Genomic DNA, 18,854 nt, shown 5'->3' with positions numbered 1-18,854 from the left:
CCGGCCGCCACCGCGGAGGCGGCGCCATGGTCCTCGGTGCGCCACGGCACCCCGTCGGCGACGTCCTCGCCGACGGGGGCGTGCGAGGGGGGGCCCGTCAGCGGATACGACAGGGACTCCGTCGCCGGACGCGGGGGACGGGTCCCCTGCGCCCCGGTCAACTGATTCCGTGGGTTTGCAGCCATATCTCCAGCAAAGCTACCTGCCACAGCGCGTTCGCCCCACGCCTGGTGCGGTGCTCGTCCGGTGCCGACAGCAGCCTGGCCACGTACGCGTCCTGGAAGACGCCACGTGACCTGGCCTCGGGCGCCGACAGCGCCTCACGGACCCGCCCCAGCACGGGGCCCGCCATGTGTTTGACGGCGGGGACCGGGAAGTAGCCCTTGGGCTGGTCGACGACCTCCGAGGGCAGGACCCGGCGTCCGGCGGCCCTGAGGACCCCCTTGCCGCCGTCGGCGAGTTTCAGCTCCGGCGGGCAGGCTGCGGCCAGTTCCACGAGGTCGTGGTCGAGGAACGGGACACGGGCCTCCAGCCCCCAGTCCATGGTCATGTTGTCGACGCGCTTGACCGGGTCGTCGACGAGCATCACCTCGGTGTCGAGCCGCAACGCCGCGTCGAGCGCCGTCTCGGCACCCGGGCGGGTCATGTGCTCCCGTACGAAGTCGCCGGACACGTCGTGATCGGGCAGCATGTCGGGCCGCAGAATCCCGGTGAGGTCATGGTGGGACCGGTCGAAGTACGTCTTTGCGTACGCCTCGGGCGCCCGCCCTCTCGGGACGGCGGCCATGTCCGGATACCAGTGGTAGCCGGCGAAGACCTCGTCGGCGCCCTGACCGCTCTGGACGACCTTCACCTCCTTCGCCACCTGCTCCGACAGCAGATGGAAGGCCACCACGTCGTGGCTGACCATCGGCTCGCTCATCGCCTCGATCGCCCCGTCCAGCGCCGTCGACACCCGGTCCGAGGGCACCATCAGCTGGTGGTGGTCCGTGCCGAAGTGCCGGGCGACCAGGTCGGAGTAACGGAACTCGTCGCCCTCCTCACCGCCCTCGGCCTCGAAGCCCACACTGAACGTGGCGAGATCACGCTGACCTTCGTCGGCCAGCAGCGCCACGATCAGGCTGGAGTCGAGGCCGCCCGACAGCAGAACGCCCACGGGTACGTCGGCGACCATGCGCCGGCGTACGGCGGTGCGCAGCGCGTCCAGCACCGCGTCCCGCCAGTCGTCCGCGCCCAGGTGCGCGTACTCGGGCGAACGGGTGTACGGCGGTTGCCAGTAGCGGATGTCACGGTGGCGGCCGTCCGGCTCCACGACGCGCACGGTGGCGGCGGGCAGTTTGCGTACGCCGGCGAGGACGGTGCGGGGCGCGGCCACGGTGGCGTGCCAGCTCATGTACTGGTGCAACGCGACCGGGTCGAGCGAGGTGTCGACGCCGCCGCCCGCCAGGAGGGCCGGCAGCGAGGAGGCGAAACGCAGTCGCCCCGGCGCCTCGGCCAGGTACAGCGGCTTGACGCCCAGCCGGTCACGGGCCAGCACCACCCGGCCGGTGATCTGTTCGACGATGACGAAGGCGAACATCCCGTAGAAGCGGTCGACGCAGGCGGTTCCCCACTGCTGGTACGCCTTGAGCACCACCTCGGTGTCGGAGCCGGAGAAGAAGCGGTGGCCGAGACCACGCAGTTCCTCACGCAGCTCCTTGTAGTTGTAGACGCACCCGTTGAAGACACCGGCGATCCGCGCCGCGGGGTCGGCCATCGGCTGGGCCCCGTACTCGGACAGATCGATGATCTTCAGCCGTCGGTGCCCCAGCGCGACGGAGCCCTGCGACCACAGGCCCCTGCCGTCCGGTCCCCGGGGAGCGAGACGGTCGGTCATGCGCTCCACGGCAGCCAGGTCGGGCCGTCCGCCGTCGAACAGGATCTCGCCGCTCAGACCGCACATCAGGCCGCACCCCCTCGCAGAGGGCGGCAGCCTGCCGTGCCCGGAGGCGGAGCCGTAAGCGAGCACAAGCCGCTCGGATTCGCATTCGTGTCGGTGCTGCTGGGCATGCGAGCCACTCTCCTTGATCACGGGCGGCACCGCACCACGGGCGGACGACGGCCTCTCCGTCCAGCTTCTCCGCGCCGAGGCGTTCTGTCGCGGGCAACGACCGGTGCCTGCCTCTCTGCACGACCGCTCGGGCGTCAGCCGCCGAGGGTCCCCACCGAGTGCGGTGCCGGGGCCCCGGGCGGGGCGGCATCGGGCACTGCGACGGGTACGGCCCGGGCGGCGGGGCTCCGCCTGCGCCCGCCACGGGTCTCGGCGGCCATCGTCTCGACGCAGGCGAGCAGACCCTCCTCCTCGGCCACCCCGCGCAGGCGGTGCGCCGCACTGCCCCGAGCCAGCGCCTCGTCCGTGAGCGCGCGTGCGGTGTCCCAGTCGCCGAAGGCCTCCAGGGTCGGGCGCAGCCGCCGGAGCATGGAGCGCAGGACAGTGGGGGCGGGAGCGGCGCGGCGGGTGACCGGGTCGACCAGGTCGCCCTCCAGGCCCGCCCGGGCCGCCCGCCAGACCGCCGGCCGAAGCCATTCGTGCCCACCGGCACAAGTCCGCCCCGACTCCTCCAGCCGGCCCCGGGCGTCCTCGACCAGGGCGCGGAACAGCCCGGTGATGAGCACGACCGTCTCGGGCCGCGGGCAGGCGTCGCAGATCCGCAGTTCCAGGGTCCGCTGATGCTGGCTCGGCCGCATGTCGTAGTAGATCATTCCCGGGTCCTTGATCACGCCGGAGCGGATCAGGCCCGCGACCGCCGCGTCGTACTCGGCGGCTCCGGCGAAGCAGCCGACCGGACCGGCGGTGGGCCAGCGCTGCCACAGCATCGTGCGCCAGCTCGCGTATCCCGTGTCGGCACCGAGCCAGAACGGTGAGCTGGCGGACAGCGCCAGCAGCGGGGGCAGCCAGGGCGAGACGGCGCACATGATCCGCACGGCCGTGTCGCGATCGGGAACGTCGACATGGACCTGTGCGCTGCACACCAGATGCTCGTCGGAGACCTGCCGGTACTCGTCGGCCATGTACCGGTAGCGGAAATCGGGGGTGGTGTCACCGGACACCACCCGCGCCAACGGCACGGTCCCGGCCGCGACGACGGCCAGCCCCAGCTCGGAGGCCGCGGCGTCCAGCCGCCGCCGCGCCCCGGCCAGATCGGCGTGCAGGGACTCCAGCGAGGCGTGCACCCGGCTGTTCCACTCGACCGCCGACCGCTGCAGCTCGTTCTTGAACTCGGACCCGCTCAGGTGGCCGAGAACCGCACCGGCACCTGGCACCAGCCGCCCGCTCTCCGCGTCCAGAACATGAAACTCTTCCTCTACGCCTACACGAACGGTCACGGCTTCTCCCTCATCCGTTACCCGAAATCGCCCGCCGGGCCGGAGCCCCGCCGACGACCGCTGCGCACTTCGAGTTCCCGACAAATGGCTGAATAAGCCTCACCCATGTACTTCCGCCACTCGCGTACGGCACTGTGCGGGCGGCCGCAGCTCGCCTTCGGCGTCCTTGCCGTGGCCCGGCGGGCCGGAGGCCGCCGTCGCTGCACTGATCGACATGTTCCCGCTCAGTGTGCGAGGCCCTGCGCGAGGCGGCAACACCTGGCGGGCCGCCGCGGCTGTCGAGGTCGGAGGTACTCGATCAGGTGGCGTGCGCGCCCGGTGGGCGAGGAACAACTCGTACGAAGCGCAACTCGTACGAGGCACAAGGCAGGGGAGTGAAGAGGAATGCGCGTTCCGATGACCATCGCCGACTTCCTGGACAGGGCGGAGCTGGGGTTCGCCGACAGTCCAGGTGTGATCGACGAGCCGGGTCAGCCCGCGGCGCCGGTGGCGCCGTCGACGTACGGACAGTTGGGCGAGCGGGTGCGGGCCTGGCAGGCAGGGCTGGACGCGCTGGGGGTGGGGGAGGGCGAGCGGGTGGCGGTGGTCAGCCACAACTCGGCCCGGCTGCTGGAGCTGCTGTTCGCGGTGCCGATGAGCGGACGGATCTGTGTGCCGGTCAACTTCCGTCTGAAGGCGGAGGAGATCGAGTACGTCGTACGGCAGAGTGGCGCCTAGGTGCTGCTGGTCGACCCCGAGGTCCGGGAGACGGTCGCCGACGTCGAGGTGGCCCACCGGTTCACGCTGGGGGAGCAGACGGAGACGGAACTGATGCGTTTCGGTGTGGAGCCACGGCGTTGGTCGAGCCCGGACGAGGACGCCACCGCGACGATCAACTACACGTCGGGAACGACCGCACGACCCAAGGGAGTTCAGCTCACGCACCGCAACATCTGGGTGAACGGGCTGACCTTCGGTCTGCACACACGGGCATGGGAGCGGGACGTGTACCTGCACACCTTGCCGATGTTCCACTGCAACGGCTGGGGTATGCCGTTCGTGATGGCCGGCCTCGGGGCCAAACAGGTGGTGCTGCGCAAGGCCGACGGGGCCGAGATCCTGCGCCGGGTGGACGAACACGGCGTGACGCTGATGTGCGGCGCGCCCGCGGTGTGGAACGCGGTGCTCGACGCGGCGGCGGGCTGGGAGGGCCCGGTACCGGGGCGTGACCGGGTACGGATCGTGTGCGCGGGAGCACCGCCGCCGAGCCGGATGATCCAGCGGGTCGGGGAGGAGCTGGGCTGGGAGTTCACCCAGATCTACGGCCTGACGGAGACCTCACCGCTCCTGACGTTCAACCGCGCACGGCCCGGGGACGAGGCGCTGCCGGGCGAGGAGCGGGCGCGGAAGCTGGCGCGAGCGGGTCTGCCGGCGCTCGGCGTGAGGCTCGAAGTGGCGGAATCCGGTGAGGTGTTGGCGCGGTCGAACGTGGTCCTCGACGGTTACTGGGAGAAGCCCGAGGAGACTGCGGCGGCGCTGGAGGACGGCTGGTTCCACACGGGCGACGGCGGGACCGTCCACACCGGGGACGGACATCTGACGATCTCGGACCGGAAGAAGGACGTCATCATCACGGGTGGCGAGAACGTGTCGTCGATCGAGGTGGAGGACACGATCTTCAGCCACCCCGGGGTGGCGGAGGTCGCGGTCATCGGAGTGCCGGACGCCAAGTGGGGCGAGACGATCAAGGCGCTGATCGTCCTGGCCGGAGGAGCGGCGGTGAGCGAGGCGGAGATCATCGCGCACTGCAAGGAGCGGATGGCGGGGTACAAGGCCCCGACGAGTGTGGAGTTCCGGGAGGCCATCCCGAGGACGGGCGACCGGGAAGATCCAGAAGTTCAAGCTGCGGGAGCCGTACTGGTCCGGGCGGAGCCGGGGCGTCAACTGACGTTCCGGCCCGCGTGCCGGTCGGCTCAGCCGTGGTCCCGTTCGAGAAGGACGCGCACGAAGTCGTCGACCGGCCCGATGATGTCGAGCCCCTGCTCCAGGACCCACTGCAACCGGAGGCCGTTGAGTACGGCGTGGAACCCCGGGCTCGGCCGGACACCCCGACGACGAGAACGCGTCCACTTTCGGCGGGACGCGTGCGGATCTCGGGGATTCCCTCCCCAACAGCCCCTGCGGCAGCCTATGTTCACGGCGGCAACCGCTCTCGTACCCGCCTTGCAGGAGGCCCCGTATGCGCCGCACGCTCCGCACCGCCGTCGCCGGGGCGGTGACCGTCGCCGCACTGGTGGTGGGTGGCACCGCCCATGCCACGCCCGCGGGTCCGGGGGTCTCGGGCCGGGTGATCAGCCGGACCACCGCGAACGGCACCGACTACATCCTGCGGGAGGTCACGATCCCGCCCGGTCAGGCCACCGGCTGGCACTACCACGACGGGCCGCTGTACGGCGTCGTCAAGCAGGGCACCCTCAGCCACTACGACTCCACATGCGAGACCGACGGCGTCTACGGCACCGGCGACAGCATCCAGGAACCCGCCGGAACCGACTACGTCCACATCGGCCGCAACCTGGGCGACACCCCGCTCGTCCTGCTCGTCCTCTACGTCCTCCCGCACGGCGCCCCCTTCTCCGAGGACGCCCCGAACCCGGGCTGCTCCTTCGAGTGACCACCCGGCGGACGGCCGGGACCACTTGCGCCGTCGGCTGTGTCGGTATTCAGTGGGCCCGGGTGTCAGGCGCGGCGGCCGACGGCGATGTAGGTGTTGCCGAAGAAGCGGAGGCCGGTGACGGCCTGTTCGGCCTGTCTGAACGCCTCGTCCCAGCGGGCGATGTCGCCGGGGGTGACAAGGCCTTCGGCGAGCAGGGCGTCGCGGGCGGCCCAGGCGGGGCCGCGCATGCCGGGCGGGGGTGTCATGACGTTGATGTGGCCCTCGTAGGCGACGACTTCGAGGTCGGCCGCGGTGAGGAGTTCGTCGAGCCGGGTGCCCACGGCGAGGTCGTTGCCCCGGCGCCGGTGCAGTTCGTGATAGCGCTCGCTCATCTCGTCGTACGCGGCGGGCGCGCCCCGCAGCCGGAAGCCGGTCGCGTCGATGTCGACGAGGTACACCGCACCGCCGCCGGGCCTGGCCAGTTCGGCGAGGTGGCTCACGATCGCCTGCTCCCGGCCGCCGTTGTGGGCGAGGACATGCCGGAGCATCACCACGTCGAACGTGCCCTCGGCCAGCTCGGTGGCGTCGGCGGAGCCGGCGGACGTGTGCACGGGGACGCCGGAGCGTTCGGCGAGCGCGGCGGCGACGGCCAGTGCGTCACCGTCGCGGTCCACCGCCCATACGGCACCGTCGGGGGCCGCGATGTCCGCCAGCCGCACCGAGAGCGCGCCCGGTCCGCACCCCACGTCCGCGATCCGCGCCCCGGGCACCACTCCGGCGGCCGTCCACAGCTCGCGTTCACGCCGCTCGGCGATGTCGGCCATGAGCCGGTAGCGCGCGATCTCCGAGTCGTCGAGGGTCAGTGAGTAGTCGGCCACTGTGGGTCCCTTCCCTGGTGCGTCGGTGGCTCATTGTGGTCGGCGGGGATGCTGTCGCGGACCATGACGCACAGGGTGTTCCACCGGTTGACGGAAGCGTGGTGGTCGCCCAGGAGGGGGTCGGTCGAATCCGGAGATCGCATCGGAACGGCAGGCGCCGTCATCCACCTACGGCCGCGAGGACGATGTCGAAGCGCGCCCGGCTCCACGTGCCGTCGACGACGCTGTCGTCGGGCGTCGGCGTGGCGGCGGCCTCGCGCTCGAAGGCGGGTCGGGGAGCGCGAGGGCGGCCTCGTCCGGCTTCGGCGGACGTCTCAGAACATCGCCCGGATGATCCCCACCGTGCGCGCCAGGTGTGGCTCGGAGCGGTCGGCACGGTGGGCCACGGCCAGCTCCACGCGTGCGTCGGCCCCGGCCAGTGGCAGGTAGGCGACGCCGTCGAGCGCCAGCGCGGTCACGGGCTCGGGCACGACCGCGACGCCGAGACCACCGGCCACGAGTGTGACCAGCGTCGAGGTCTCGCCGACCTCGTGGCGGATGTGCGGCTCGACACCGGCGTCGCGCAGAAGGCTCAGGACGACGTCGTACATCACCGACCGGCGGTCGGCGGAGTGCACGATCAGATCGGCACCGGCGAGATCCGCGGCGCGCAGCCGTGAGCGGCGGGCGAGCGGATGGTCGACCGGTACGGCGACGACGAGCCGGTCCCGGCGCAGCGTGCGCACGGTGAGGGAGAGGTCGGCCACCGGAGGACGCAGCAGCGCGACGTCGATCGCGCCGGAGCGCAGCGCCTCGACCTGGTCGGGCGCGAGCATCTCGCCGCGGAAGGAGAAGTCCACGCCGGGAAGCTCCTCCGCGAGCCGCCGAGAGAGCGCCGGCAGGAGGCTGTACGTCGCCGAACCCACGCACCCGATCGCGAGGTGGCCGACCGTGCCGGCGGCGACGCGGCGTGCGTGATGGGTGGCCTCGTCGACATCGGCGAGGATCGCACGTGCCCGCTCCAGGTACGCCCGGCCGGCCTCGGTGAGATCGACACGGCGGGTGGTGCGGTGGAGCAGCTCGACACCCAGCTCGGCCTCCAGCTGGCGGATCTGCTGGGAGAGCGGCGGCTGCGCCATGTGGAGCCGTACGGCGGCGCGACCGAAGTGACGCTCCTCGGCCACCGCCACGAAGTACCGGAGATGACGCAGATCCATATGTCGTCCATATCAATCGGATCGAATATGCGTACTTCAGAATATCGTGGACCGGGACTACCGTCGCTGCCATGAGCGCTTTCATCTACGCCGCGACCCGGACGCCGTTCGGCCGCTTCAACGGTGCGCTGGCCGGCGTCCGCCCCGACGACCTGGCCGCCGCCGCGATCACCTCCACGCTCGCCAAGGTGCCGGGCCTCGACCACGCCGCGATCGACGACGTGGTGTGGGGCAACGCCAACGGCGCCGGCGAGGAGAACCGCAACGTGGGCCGCATGGCCGCGCTGCTCGCCGGGCTTCCGGTGAGCGTGCCCGGCACCACGGTGAACCGGCTGTGCGGTTCGAGCCTCGACGCGGCGATGACGGCGAGCAGGACGATCGAGTCCGGCGACGCCGAGGTGGTGTTGACCGGCGGTGTGGAGTCGATGACGCGTGCGCCGTGGGTGCTGCCCAAGTCGGCGAAACCGTTCCCGGCCGGCGACGTCACCGCGGTCTCGACCACACTCGGCTGGCGGCTGGTCAACCCGCGGATGCCGAAGGAGTGGACGGTCAGTCTCGGCGAGGCCAACGAGCAGCTCCGGGAACGCTTCGGGATCTCCCGCGAGCGGCAGGACGAGTTCGCCGCCCGCTCCCACCGACTCGCCCACACCGCGTGGGAGTCGGGCTTCTACGACGACCTGGTGGTGCCCGTCGAAGGCGTCGACCTGACCCGCGACGAGAGCATCCGAGCCGGATCCACGCCGGAGGTGCTGGCCGGGCTCAAGCCGGTCTTCCGTACGCCGGAGCAGGGCGGCACCATCACCGCGGGCAACGCCAGCCCGCTCAACGACGGTGCCTCCGCGGTGCTGTTGGGCAGCGAGCGGGCCGCGGCCGCGATCGGGGCCGACCCGATCGCCCGCATCGCGGGCCGTGGCGTGATGGCGCTGGAGCCGCAGGCCTTCGGTTACGCGCCGGTCGAGGCCGCCAACCGTGCGCTGGTCCGGGCCGGCATCGACTGGGACCAGGTGGGCGCGGTCGAGGTCAACGAGGCCTTCGCCGTGCAGTCACTCGCCTGCGTCGACGCGTGGAAGGTCGACCCCGGCATCGTCAACCAGAGGGGCGGAGCCATCGCGATCGGGCACCCGCTGGGCGCCTCGGGCGGTCGTGTCCTCGCCACGCTGGCCAAGGTGCTGCGCGAGACGAAGCAGCGCTACGGCGTCGCCGCGATCTGCATCGGGGTGGGCCAGGGGCTGGCCGTCGTCCTGGAGAACTGCGACGTCGACGTCACGGAGGCGGGCAAGTGAGCAGGGCGGAGATCGTTGAGAGCGCCGACGAGGCGGTCGCCGGGATCGAGGACGGGTCCACCGTCCTCGTCGGCGGCTTCGGCCTGGCGGGGATGCCGTTCGATCTGATCGACGCACTCATCCGGCAGGGTGCGAAGGACCTCACGATCGTGTCCAACAACGCCGGCAACGGAGACGTCGGGCTGGCCGCGCTCCTGGCCGCCGGCCGGGTGCGCAAGGTGCTCTGCTCCTTTCCGCGCCAGGCCGACTCCTGGGTCTTCGACGGCCTCTACCGCGAGGGGAAGATCGACCTCGAAGTGGTGCCGCAGGGCAACCTCGCCGAGCGGATGCGCGCGGCCGGTGCCGGTATCGGCGCGTTCTACTGCCCGACCGCGGTCGGCACGCCGCTGGCCGAGGGCAAGGAGGAGCGCGAGATCGACGGCCGGAAGTACCTGCTGGAGTACCCCATCAAGGGCGACTACGCACTGATCGGCGCGCACATCGCGGACACGCTGGGCAACCTCGTCTTCCGTAAGACCGCCCGCAACTTCGGACCGGTCATGGCCACGGCCGCCACGACGACCATCGTCCAGGTCGACGAGGTCGTCGAGGCCGGGACGCTCGACCCCGAGGCCGTCGTCACCCCGTCCATCTACGTCGACCGGGTCGTCCAGGCAGAGGCCCGCCACTACACCGTGCAGGGGGCCCGATGACCACCACATCGACCACCACGTCGGGCGGCCAGGCCCACGCCGGGGTGCCGCAGAGCGCCGACCACCGGCTCTCGACGGACGAGCTGGCCGCCGTCATCGCACGTGACATCCCGGCCGGCGCCTTCGTCAACCTCGGGATCGGACAGCCCACCAGGATCGCCGACCACCTTCCGGCCGACTCCGGGGTGGTCCTGCACACCGAGAACGGCATGCTCAACATGGGCCCAAAGGCCGAGGGCGATGCGATCGACCCCGACCTGACCAACGCCGGCAAGGTCCCGGTGACCGAACTGCCGGGGGCGGCGTACTTCCACCACGCCGACTCCTTCGCGATGATGCGCGGCGGGCACCTCGATGTCTGTGTCCTCGGGGCGTACCAGGTCGCCTTCGACGGCGACCTCGCCAACTGGCACACCGGCAGGCCCGACGACATCCCTGCCGTCGGCGGCGCCATGGACCTCGCCATCGGCGCCAAGGACGTCTACGTGATGATGACGCTCTTCACCCGCTCCGGTGAGCCGAAGCTCGTGCCCCGGTGCACCTACCCGCTCACAGGCGTCGGCTGTGTCAGCCGCGTCTACACGGACCACGGCGTCTTCGACGTCGGCCCCGACGGCGTACGGATCCGGGAGACGTACGGAGTCGGCGCCCACGAACTCGCGGAGCGGCTCGGCATCACGCTGCGCTAGGTCCGGGTCGCTCGGGAGGGGGCGAGCACGTGGTAGTGGAACGCGGACGACGTCTTGTGGGTGCCGACACCGGATCACCGTCGGTGCCAGCGGGGCGTGCTGCGTTCTCCACGACCACGACCACGACCACGGCCACCACGGCCACGGCCAAGGCCGCCCGGACCAGACCAAGATGTGATGTTGATGACGTGTCCTGACCCGGACTGTTTCAGGTCCGGCAGGAACGCCTTCGAGGCCAGGAAGGTCCCGTCCACGTTGACGGCGAACGTGGGTCGCCGCGCGTCGAAGGGCACGTGGCCGATGCCGGCCGGCAGGTAGGACGACGGCCGCGTTGTTCACCAGGATGTCGGGGGCGCCGAAGTCTCCCGGGCCCCATCCGACACTCCGGTACGGTCGGCCCGGACGCGGCGGCCATGTGTCCCATGACTTTCGTCGGGGGACTGCCCCGGCGGCGGCCCAGATGTTCGCACGTGAGGGCACGCGTGGTCGTCATCGCGCGAAAGCCGTACCGGCCGAGGATCGCGGGCGGTCCGGTCAGATCCGCGACGGCACGATCGCCGTCGCGGCGACATCCGGTGGCGCGGTCCTCTTGCCGAGCCGAAGCCGCACGCTTCCCCGGTATTCAGTGACGCTCACGGACCGATTCCCGGGTCGATGGGGAGATCGGCTGCCCTCGATGCGGTGAATCGCGCAATTCGTATGGTTGAATCGTGGACAACTTGGCCAGGTGGCTTGAACTGATCGCCGGGTCCGCGCGCTCTGTCTCTTGGACAGACTGCCGTGTGGTCCGCTGATCTCCGCCAGGCCGAGGCGCACCGCGACGTGCGCCGGGGGAAGGGGGAAGGGGGGAGGGGGCTTCATCCAGTTCTTCAGTCGGCCTTGTGGCCAGACCTCCGGCATTTCTCTGGTGGCTTCCAGGGAGTGAGAGTCCGGGTTCCGCGTCGGTCCGGGACTTGTCAGGCCCGCAGCGGGACGGATGCGTGCGCCACCACTGGGCCGGCACACCGTGCCTGGGCGCTGCCTGCCGTCATGCATGTGAAGGGAACCTGAAGTGAACGCCACCGTCTCCAATTTCTACTACGGCGCCGCGACCCCGGTCGCCGCCTATCTGATGGCGTGCCTCGGGGCGGCGCTCGGACTGCGGTGCACGACACGGTCGTTGCGACGACCGCACCGCAGGGCCGGGTGGCTGAGCCTGGGCGCGATCTCGATCGGCTGTGGCATCTGGACCATGCACTTCATCGCGATGATCGGCTTCAGCGTCCAGGGCGCGCTGGTCAGCTACGACATGACGAAGACGGTCCTCAGCCTCGCTGTCGCGATCGGTGTCGTCGCCCTCGGCGTGTTCCTCGTGGGCTACCGGGGCGGCTCCCCGATGACACTCGCGACGGCGGGCGCGGTCACCGGCCTCGGCGTCGCGGCCATGCACTACCTGGGCATGGCCGCCGTCCACACCAACGGCACGGTCCACTACGAGACGCGGACGGTGATCCTTTCCGTCGTCATCGCCGTCGTGGCCGCCACGGCGGCACTGTGGGCCGCGGTCTCCATCCATACGCTGTGGGCCAGCCTGGGAGCGAGCCTGGTCATGGGCGTGGCCGTGACCGGTATGCACTACACCGGCATGGCCGCCGTGTCCGTCCACCTCACCGGCCAGTCCTCCGTCTCGCAGTCCTCCGCCGACCTGCTGTCGTTCCTCCTGGCGATGGTCGCGGGCCCGCTCGTCGTCCTTCTGGTCGCTGCCGTCATCGTCATGTTCGACCCCGACATGGTGCTCGGCGACGAAGACGACTGGAGCCGGACCGCGCCCGCACCCGCACGGCGCGACGCCGGGAGCGACAACCCCACGCAGCGGTCCTCCCGGCCCTACTCCTCCTGGTGACCTCACAGGGGCGACCGCCGGCACGCATATGAGGGCGCGTCGAAACACGAACGCCTGCCATGCCGGTCAGTCCCCGACGCACACACGGTGACCAGCGCCGCGACGGTCGCCGCCTCCTCCCTCGGCAGCCACGCCCGGGTCGTATCATCACCGCCGGGACTAGGACGACCCTCACCGTCGGCCTGCTCGCCGGCACGTTCCGCCTGGTCAACCGCGCAGGCGGCACGATGCTCGACATCGAGCACACGTCGACCGCCGACGACGCCGACACCGGGCGGGTGGCGCGGGCGCCGGAACGCTCCCTGCCCATCGGCCCGGTTCTGCCGCAGACGCGCGACGCCCCGTACGCCGCGGCCCAGGTGTGGCAGAAGCTCCCGGCGGAGCCCCTCTCCACCTCGCCTTCGGGACCCACGACCACGATCCGAGTCCAACGACGACGGCGTCGCTCGCGGACTCGGCACGGCTGGTCTGCGCCGCGAGCATGCGAGTGACGCCGCTCGTCACTTCTGTGCCGGTGCTCCGTAGGAGAGGGGCTGGTTGGAGCGAAGGTGTTCCCTCAGCGCCTGTTCGGTGTTGCTCACGTGCAGTAGCGCTGCGGCCTGACTGAGGGCGGAGTCGCGGGTGACGAGGGCCGAGTAGATCGCCTCGTGCTCGGCGAGGGTCCGGCCCGCGGCCTCGTCGTCGACCAGGCCGCGCCAGATCCGGGCGCGCAGCGTTCGGCCGGAGACGCCCTCCAGGATGGTGAGCAGGGTCTCGTTGCCCGTCGCCGCGACGACGGCGCGGTGGAAGGCGGCGTCGTGCCGGTTGAGCAGTTCGACGTCATCGCGGGCTTCGCGCATGGCGTCCAAGTGGCTTTTGACCTCCGTCAGTTGGTCGTCGTTGATCCGGATGGCGGCCAGCGCGGTGGCGACGGGTTCGAGGAGTCGGCGTACCTCCATGAGGTCCTGCAAGGCGGCCGAGTCGCCCTGCAGAAGCTCCACCGCGCCGCCGAGCCCCTCCAGAAGCAGGCTCGGCTGCAGGCTGGTGACATAGGTGCCGTCGCCCCGGCGGACCTCCAGGACCCGGGCGACGGCCAGTGCCTTGACCGCCTCACGCGCGAGGTTGCGGGACAGGCCGAGCTGCGCCGCCAGATCCGGTTCCGGGGGGAGCTTCGATCCCGGAGGCAGCGCACCCGTGCGGATCAGTTCACGGATCTGGTCGATGGCTCTGTCAGTCAGAGACACTGCGCTCTCCTTGCCCTGCCGCCCCCACCGGGCGTGTCCGACCTGATCAGTCCTTGGGCACGGAGATCGTCCCAGAGTGCTTCGGGAAGGTGTTGTTGGTGGAGCGCCACGTTCCGTCCGACCTGTTCCGCAGTCCGCATACCGAGGGTGACGTTGATGATAGTGGGATGGGTGAGGGGGAAGGCGATGGCGGCGGTGGGCAGGGTGGTGCCGTGCTGCTCGCAGACGTCGGCGATGGCTCGGGCCCGGTCGATCAGAGGGGTGGGGGCGGCTTGGTAGTCGTACGTCATTCCTTCGGTGGGTCGGTCGTGCGAGAGCAGTCCTGAGTTGAACACTCCGACGGCGACCACGCTCTTGCCTGTTCGGTGTGCGGCGGGTAGGACGTCGTCGAGGGCGGTCTGGTCGAGGAGGGTGTAGCGGCCGGCGAGCATCACCACGTCGGCGGCGGTGTCGTTCAGGAAGCGGGTGAGCATGGCGGACTGGTTCATGCCGGCGCCGATGGCGCCGATGACTCCTTGGTCGCGCAGGTCCGCCAGGGCGGGCATGGCTTCGTCTGCGGCCTGCTGCCAGTGGTCGTCGGGGTCGTGCAGGTAGACGACGTCGAGGCGGTCCAGGCCCGTGCGGCTCAGCGTGGCCTCGATGGACCGCAGGACCCCGTCCCGGCTGAAGTCCCACTGCCTGCGCAGATCGTCCCGTACGACGAAGCCCTCGCTGTCGACGCCCCGCGGGCGTTCGTTGGGCACGAGGAGGCGTCCCACTTTCGAGGAGACGACGTACTCGGCACGGGGCCGCTGCCGCAGCGCGGCCCCCAGACGCAGCTCGGACAGGCCCAGGCCGTAGTGCGGGGCCGTGTCGAAGTAACGGATGCCGGCTTCCCATGCGGCCTCGATCGCGGCGGTCGCGTCCTCGACCGGGGTGACCCGGTACAGGTTGCCGATGACGGAGGCCCCGAAGCCGAGTTCGGTGAGTTCGACAGAGGTGTTCGTGATCTTCCGGCGTCCGACGGTGCGAGGCCTCAACTGTGCTCCTGGCGACTACAGCCATGAGGGGACATGGGCGTACGGATGGTGCGGTCGGCCCGTCGACCGGTCAGCGTCTGACGGCGGCTGAGCCGTCGTTCATGAGTGCTTCGACTTCGGTGAGGGAGGTCATGGAGACGTCGCCGGGGGTGGTCATGGTGAGGGCGCCGTGGGCTGTGCCGTAGGCGAGGGCTTGTTGGAGTGAGGTGCCGGCGAGCAGGCCGTGGATGAGTCCGGCGGCGAAGGCGTCGCCGGAGCCGATGCGGTCCAGGACGTGCAGGCCGGGCATGTGGGGTCCTGTGAGACATCCGGTTTCGGGTGACCAGGCGGCTGCGGTCCAGTCGTTGACACCGGCTGAGGGCACGTCGCGCAGGGTTGTCGCGAGGACTTTGGCGGAGGGGACCAGGCCGGCGACTTCGGTGAGTGCGTCTGCGACCTCGTCGGTGGGGACCTGTTTCTCGCCTGGGCGTGGGCCGGCCAGACCCAGAGCGCCGACGATCACATCGGCGTGGCGGGCGAGTCGGAGGTCGGTTTCGCGGGCGTGGTCGGCGCCGCCTCGGTCGGTCCAGAGGCTGGGGCGGTAGTTGGGGTCGTAGGAGACGGTGAGGCCGTGGCGGCGGGCCGCGGACATTGCTTCGTCGGCGACGTCGGGGGTGGTGTCGGACAGGCCGGCGAAGATGCCGCCGGTGTGGAACCAGCGTGGTCCGGTTGCGAAGATCGTGTCCCAGTCGATGTCGCCTTTTCGGAGTTGGGAGACGGCGGTGTGGGCGCGGTCGCTGACGCCGAGGGCGCCGCGGATGCCGTAGCCGCGTTCGACGAAGTTGAGGCCGTTGCGGGCGGTGCGGCCGATGCCGTGGTCGGGGACCCAGCGGATGAGTGAGGTGTCGACGCCGCCTTGGAGGATGAGGTCTTCGACGAGGCGGCCGACCGCGTTGTCGGCGAGGGCGGTGACGATGGCTGTGCGCAGTCCGAAGCAGCGGCGCAGTCCGCGTACGACGTTGTACTCGCCGCCGCCTTCCCAGACCTGGAAGGTGCGGGTGGTGCGGATCCGCCCCTCGCCCGGATCGAAGCGCAGCATCACCTCGCCGAGCGCCAGCACATCAGTCACGGCATGCTCCTCTCCACGGCCTCGGCGGTGAGCCGACGGATCTCCGCGTAGTCGCCCCGCCCCAGGTGCGTGGCGGTCACCATCCAGCTGCCGCCGACGGCGACGACCGCCGGCTCGGCGAGGTAGCCGGCCAGCAGATCGGCGCCGATCCCGCCGGTCGGCACGAAGCGCGCCCGCGGAAACGGCGCGGCGAGCGCCCGCAGCGTTTGCAGGCCGCCGAGGGGTTCGGCCGGGAAGAGCTTGACCGTGTCCACACCAGCACGCAGGGCACTCATCAGCTCGGTGGCGGTGGCGATACCCGGCACCACCGGCACGCCCAGTTCCCGGCACTTCGCGACGACGCCGACGTCGAAGCCCGGTGAGACGACGAAGCGGGCCCCGGCCGCCACGGCCCGCTCGGCCTGCTCTGCGGTGAGGACCGTGCCGGCGCCGACGACGAGCCCGCCCTGGGCCGCCATCGCCTTGAGCACCTGTTCGGCGTCCGGGGTGCGGAAGGTGACCTCGGCGCACCGGGCGCCGCCCGTGGCGAGCGCGTCGGCCAGCGGAGCGGCCGTCGCCGGGTCGGGCACGGTCAGTACCGGCAGGATCCGCGCGCCCGCCAGCACACTGGCCAGATCCGTGGTCATCGGCCGAGCCATCCGCCGTCGACGGAGAGAGTGGTGCCGTGGATGTAGGCGGCGGCGTCCGAGGCGAGGAACACGGTGGCCCCTGCCAGGTCGTCCGCGCTGCCCCAGCGTCCGGCGGGGATGCGCTCCAGGATGGCTTTGCTGCGTGCGGGGTCGTCCTGCAGTGCCTGGGTGTTGTCGGTGGCGATGTAGCCCGGCGCGATGGCATTGACGTTGACGCCGTGCGGCGCCCATTCGTTGGCGAGTGCTTTGGTGAGTCCGGTGATGGCGTGCTTGGCGGCGGTGTAGCCGGGGACGGTGATGCCGCCCTGGAAGCTGAGCAGCGATGCGGTGAAGATGATCTTTCCTTGGCCGCGGGTCACCATGGTTGCGCCGATGGCGCGGGTGAGCGCGAATTGGGCGTTGAGGTTGACCTGGAGGACCAGGTCCCAGTCGGCGTCGGTGTGGTGGGCGGCGGGAGCGCGGCGGATGGTGCCGGCGTTGTTGACGAGGATGTCGACGGGGCGTTCGCGTGCGGCGAGGTCCGCACCCAGGGCGCGGACGGCGTGGGGGTCGGCGAAGTCGGTGCGGATTGCTTCGAGGGTGCGGCCGGTGGCGAGGACGTCCTTCTCCACTGCGCTCCCCGAGGTCTCCAGTGTGGCGCTGACGCCGATGATGTCGGCGCCGGCCTCGGCGAGGGCGCGGGCCATGGCCCGGCCGATGCCGCGCTTTGCGCCGGTGACGACGGCGAGCTTTCCGGTGAGGTCGAAGGAGGTCATACGGCGGCTCCCTGGGCGTCGTCGGTGGTGTCGGTGCAGTCCACGAGGATTTTCATCACGTCGCCGCCCGCTTCCAGGGCTTCGAAGGCGGCGGGTGCCTCGGTGAGGGGTACGACCTTGCTGATGAGCCGGTCGGCGGGGATGGTGCCGTCCGCCACCAGGGTGACGGCTTTCTCGAAGTCGTCCCGGGTGTACAGGCGGGCGCCGATGAGGGTGAGTTCGCGCCAGAAGAAGCGGTGCAGGTTGATCTCGCGGGGCCGGGGGTGGATGGCGACGAGGCAGAGCCGGCCGCGTACGCCGAGGACCTCGACCGCGGTGTCCATGCCGGCGGCGGCGCCGGACACTTCGAAGGCGACGTCGGCGCCGGCGTCGTTGGTCCATTGCCGGACCAGTTCGGGTACGTCGTGGGCGGCGGGGTCCCAGGCGGTCAGTCCGGACTCCTCGGCCAGCAGGCGGCGGTGGGGGCTCGGCTCCACGATCCGTACGTCGGCTCCGGTGGCGCGTGCGACCAGGGCGATGAGGATGCCGACGGGGCCGCCGCCGACCACGACGGCTTTGTCGTTTTCCTGGATCTTGGCGCGACGGGTGTCGTGTACGGCGACTGCGGTGGGTTCGACGAGTGCGGCCCGGTCCAGGGGGAGGGAGTCGGGCAGGCGGATGAGGGTGGAGGCGGGGACGGTCCAGCGTTGTTGCATGGCGCCGGGGGAGTCGATGCCGATGAAGTCGAGGTGCTGGCAGATGTGTTGGTGGCCGGCTCGGCAGGCGGGGCAGGTGTCGTCCCAGCGCAGCGGCATCACGGTGACGGCGTCTCCGGGTGCCCAGCCTGCCACGTCCGGGCCGATGCTTACGATGCGGCCGGACATTTCGTGTCCCAGGACGGCCGGGGTGTGGACCCGGGTGTCCATGTCGCCGTGGAAGATGTGCAGGTCGGTGCCGCAGATACCGACGTAGGCGGGGGCCAGTTCCACCTCGCCCGGGCCGGGCGGTGTGGTGCGCGCGGGAGCCGTGTCCAGCGTACGGGCGGCCATGTAACGGACGGCGAGTGTCATCGTGTTCTCAGGGTCCCTTCAGCGCGGACACCGATGGTCAGCAGCAGGTTGGCGTAGGTGCGGATGTCGGCGGTGACGATCGTCAGTGCCAGGTCGGGGGAGCGGGCGGCGTCGTAGAACTCGAAGCGGCCGAGCGTGTCGACCGGGACGGGTGCCAGACGTGCGCGGTACTCGGCGATGGCGGGCGGTTCCGGTTCGCCCTCGGGTGGCACCATCACCTGGGCCGACTCGATGGGCAGGGCGCTCAGCAGGACGTCGAGCACGGTGGTGACGTCCAGCAGGCCGGGGGTCAGGTTGAGGTGGACGGTCCGGGCGCGTTCGCCGGTGGCGGTGCTCGCGGGGTAGTGGCCGTCGGCGAGCAGCACGCGGGCGCCGTGGCCGGCTCCGGCCAGCGCTTGAAGGATCCCGGGGTGCAGCAGGTCGGTCAGAAGCACGGTGTCGCCTCCTTCC

At 70.9% G+C, this 18,854-nt stretch carries 17 protein-coding genes and 1 pseudogene; 6 read left to right on the top strand and 12 right to left on the bottom strand.

The genetic code is table 11. From position 1 onward, the window contains the following. Positions 1–157: 157 nt before the first annotated feature. Both AWZ10_RS40100 and AWZ10_RS40095 read right to left on the bottom strand, forming a co-directional pair. Positions 158–1,942: an N-acetylglutaminylglutamine amidotransferase gene (locus tag AWZ10_RS40100; protein ID WP_060893523.1), complete on the bottom strand. Its 1,785-nt coding sequence runs from the start codon at positions 1,940–1,942 to the stop codon at positions 158–160. Between the two features lie 242 nt (positions 1,943–2,184). After that, a complete protein-coding gene (locus AWZ10_RS40095) occupies positions 2,185–3,366 on the bottom strand; it encodes a carboxylate-amine ligase (protein ID WP_060893522.1) in 1,182 nt (393 codons plus the stop codon). A 384-nt stretch (positions 3,367–3,750) separates the two neighbouring features. Between AWZ10_RS40095 and AWZ10_RS40090 the strand changes: the two are divergent. Both AWZ10_RS40090 and AWZ10_RS40085 read left to right on the top strand, forming a co-directional pair. Further along, positions 3,751–5,293 (top strand): annotated as a pseudogene (locus AWZ10_RS40090) (AMP-binding protein). 291 nt (positions 5,294–5,584) lie between these two features. Next, positions 5,585–6,019: a cupin domain-containing protein gene (locus AWZ10_RS40085; RefSeq protein ID WP_046702571.1), complete on the top strand. Its 435-nt coding sequence runs from the start codon at positions 5,585–5,587 to the stop codon at positions 6,017–6,019. Between the two features lie 65 nt (positions 6,020–6,084). Here AWZ10_RS40085 and AWZ10_RS40080 read toward each other — a convergent pair whose 3' ends face one another. Together AWZ10_RS40080 and AWZ10_RS40075 are read right to left on the bottom strand one after the other, a co-directional pair. Beyond that, positions 6,085–6,879, bottom strand: a complete 795-nt coding sequence (locus tag AWZ10_RS40080; RefSeq protein ID WP_060893521.1) for a methyltransferase domain-containing protein — start codon at positions 6,877–6,879, stop codon at positions 6,085–6,087. A 314-nt stretch (positions 6,880–7,193) separates the two neighbouring features. Beyond that, positions 7,194–8,075: a LysR substrate-binding domain-containing protein gene (locus tag AWZ10_RS40075; RefSeq protein WP_046702573.1), complete on the bottom strand. Its 882-nt coding sequence runs from the start codon at positions 8,073–8,075 to the stop codon at positions 7,194–7,196. Positions 8,076–8,146: 71 nt separating this feature from the next. On the opposite strand from AWZ10_RS40075, the gene AWZ10_RS40070 reads away from it, so the two are divergent. The 3 genes from AWZ10_RS40070 to AWZ10_RS40060 are packed head-to-tail and all read left to right on the top strand — an operon-like array spanning position 8,147 to position 10,739. Beyond that, a complete protein-coding gene (locus AWZ10_RS40070) occupies positions 8,147–9,358 on the top strand; it encodes a thiolase family protein (protein ID WP_060893520.1) in 1,212 nt (403 codons plus the stop codon). Beyond that, positions 9,355–10,050, top strand: coding sequence for a 3-oxoacid CoA-transferase subunit A (locus AWZ10_RS40065; protein ID WP_046702575.1), 696 nt, complete (start codon positions 9,355–9,357; stop codon positions 10,048–10,050). The genes AWZ10_RS40070 and AWZ10_RS40065 overlap by 4 nt, the downstream gene beginning before the upstream one ends. Continuing rightward, positions 10,047–10,739 carry a 3-oxoacid CoA-transferase subunit B gene (locus AWZ10_RS40060; protein WP_046702576.1) on the top strand — a complete coding sequence of 231 codons (693 nt, stop codon included), beginning with the start codon at positions 10,047–10,049 and terminating at the stop codon, positions 10,737–10,739. The genes AWZ10_RS40065 and AWZ10_RS40060 overlap by 4 nt, the downstream gene beginning before the upstream one ends. A 74-nt stretch (positions 10,740–10,813) precedes the next feature. On the opposite strand, the gene AWZ10_RS50960 is transcribed toward AWZ10_RS40060, so the two are convergent. Beyond that, the gene (locus AWZ10_RS50960) at positions 10,814–10,993 is read right to left on the bottom strand and encodes a hypothetical protein (RefSeq protein ID WP_244172709.1); all 180 of its coding nucleotides are present in this window, start codon (positions 10,991–10,993) and stop codon (positions 10,814–10,816) included. Between the two features lie 797 nt (positions 10,994–11,790). Between AWZ10_RS50960 and AWZ10_RS40055 the strand changes: the two genes are divergently transcribed. Continuing rightward, positions 11,791–12,621: an MHYT domain-containing protein gene (locus tag AWZ10_RS40055; RefSeq protein ID WP_060893519.1), complete on the top strand. Its 831-nt coding sequence runs from the start codon at positions 11,791–11,793 to the stop codon at positions 12,619–12,621. Positions 12,622–13,121: 500 nt separating this feature from the next. Here the strand turns inward: AWZ10_RS40055 and AWZ10_RS40045 are convergent, their stop codons facing one another. The 7 genes from AWZ10_RS40045 to AWZ10_RS40015 form a co-directional block, all read right to left on the bottom strand. Beyond that, on the bottom strand, positions 13,122–13,844 hold the full coding sequence (locus AWZ10_RS40045) for a FadR/GntR family transcriptional regulator (RefSeq protein WP_046702579.1): 723 nt from the start codon (positions 13,842–13,844) through the stop codon (positions 13,122–13,124). Beyond that, positions 13,835–14,863, bottom strand: a complete 1,029-nt coding sequence (locus tag AWZ10_RS40040) for an aldo/keto reductase (protein ID WP_060893517.1) — start codon at positions 14,861–14,863, stop codon at positions 13,835–13,837. The genes AWZ10_RS40045 and AWZ10_RS40040 overlap by 10 nt, the downstream gene beginning before the upstream one ends. A gap of 70 nt (positions 14,864–14,933) precedes the next feature. Then, a complete protein-coding gene (locus AWZ10_RS40035) occupies positions 14,934–15,971 on the bottom strand; it encodes a sugar kinase (protein ID WP_046702581.1) in 1,038 nt (345 codons plus the stop codon). Further along, positions 15,968–16,597, bottom strand: coding sequence for a bifunctional 4-hydroxy-2-oxoglutarate aldolase/2-dehydro-3-deoxy-phosphogluconate aldolase (locus AWZ10_RS40030; protein WP_046702582.1), 630 nt, complete (start codon positions 16,595–16,597; stop codon positions 15,968–15,970). Before AWZ10_RS40030 ends, AWZ10_RS40035 begins: the two co-directional genes overlap by 4 nt. Further along, on the bottom strand, positions 16,594–17,355 hold the full coding sequence (locus tag AWZ10_RS40025) for an SDR family oxidoreductase (protein ID WP_060893516.1): 762 nt from the start codon (positions 17,353–17,355) through the stop codon (positions 16,594–16,596). Before AWZ10_RS40025 ends, AWZ10_RS40030 begins: the two co-directional genes overlap by 4 nt. After that, entirely contained in the window at positions 17,352–18,404 is a 1,053-nt protein-coding gene (locus AWZ10_RS40020; protein ID WP_046702584.1) for a (R,R)-butanediol dehydrogenase, read from the bottom strand. The genes AWZ10_RS40025 and AWZ10_RS40020 overlap by 4 nt, the downstream gene beginning before the upstream one ends. Next, positions 18,401–18,838, bottom strand: a complete 438-nt coding sequence (locus AWZ10_RS40015) for an RbsD/FucU domain-containing protein (RefSeq protein ID WP_037697294.1) — start codon at positions 18,836–18,838, stop codon at positions 18,401–18,403. Before AWZ10_RS40015 ends, AWZ10_RS40020 begins: the two co-directional genes overlap by 4 nt. Positions 18,839–18,854 lie beyond the last annotated feature (16 nt).

Origin of the sequence: Streptomyces europaeiscabiei (assembly GCF_001550375.1) — a bacterium.
Classification (GTDB): Bacteria; Actinomycetota; Actinomycetes; order Streptomycetales; family Streptomycetaceae; genus Streptomyces; species Streptomyces europaeiscabiei.
The sequence above is the reverse complement of the archived record's forward strand: the minus strand, read 5'-3'. Positions and strand labels throughout refer to the sequence as shown.

Coding starts and splice junctions, on each gene's coding strand:
- AWZ10_RS40100 (WP_060893523.1), bottom strand. CDS start 1,942: ATGTGCGGTCTGAGCGGCGAGATCCTGTTCGACGGCGGACGGCCCGAC.
- AWZ10_RS40085 (WP_046702571.1), top strand. CDS start 5,585: ATGCGCCGCACGCTCCGCACCGCCGTCGCCGGGGCGGTGACCGTCGCC.
- AWZ10_RS40075 (WP_046702573.1), bottom strand. CDS start 8,075: ATGGATCTGCGTCATCTCCGGTACTTCGTGGCGGTGGCCGAGGAGCGT.
- AWZ10_RS40070 (WP_060893520.1), top strand. CDS start 8,147: ATGAGCGCTTTCATCTACGCCGCGACCCGGACGCCGTTCGGCCGCTTC.
- AWZ10_RS40060 (WP_046702576.1), top strand. CDS start 10,047: ATGACCACCACATCGACCACCACGTCGGGCGGCCAGGCCCACGCCGGG.
- AWZ10_RS40030 (WP_046702582.1), bottom strand. CDS start 16,597: ATGACCACGGATCTGGCCAGTGTGCTGGCGGGCGCGCGGATCCTGCCG.
- AWZ10_RS40025 (WP_060893516.1), bottom strand. CDS start 17,355: ATGACCTCCTTCGACCTCACCGGAAAGCTCGCCGTCGTCACCGGCGCA.
- AWZ10_RS40020 (WP_046702584.1), bottom strand. CDS start 18,404: ATGACACTCGCCGTCCGTTACATGGCCGCCCGTACGCTGGACACGGCT.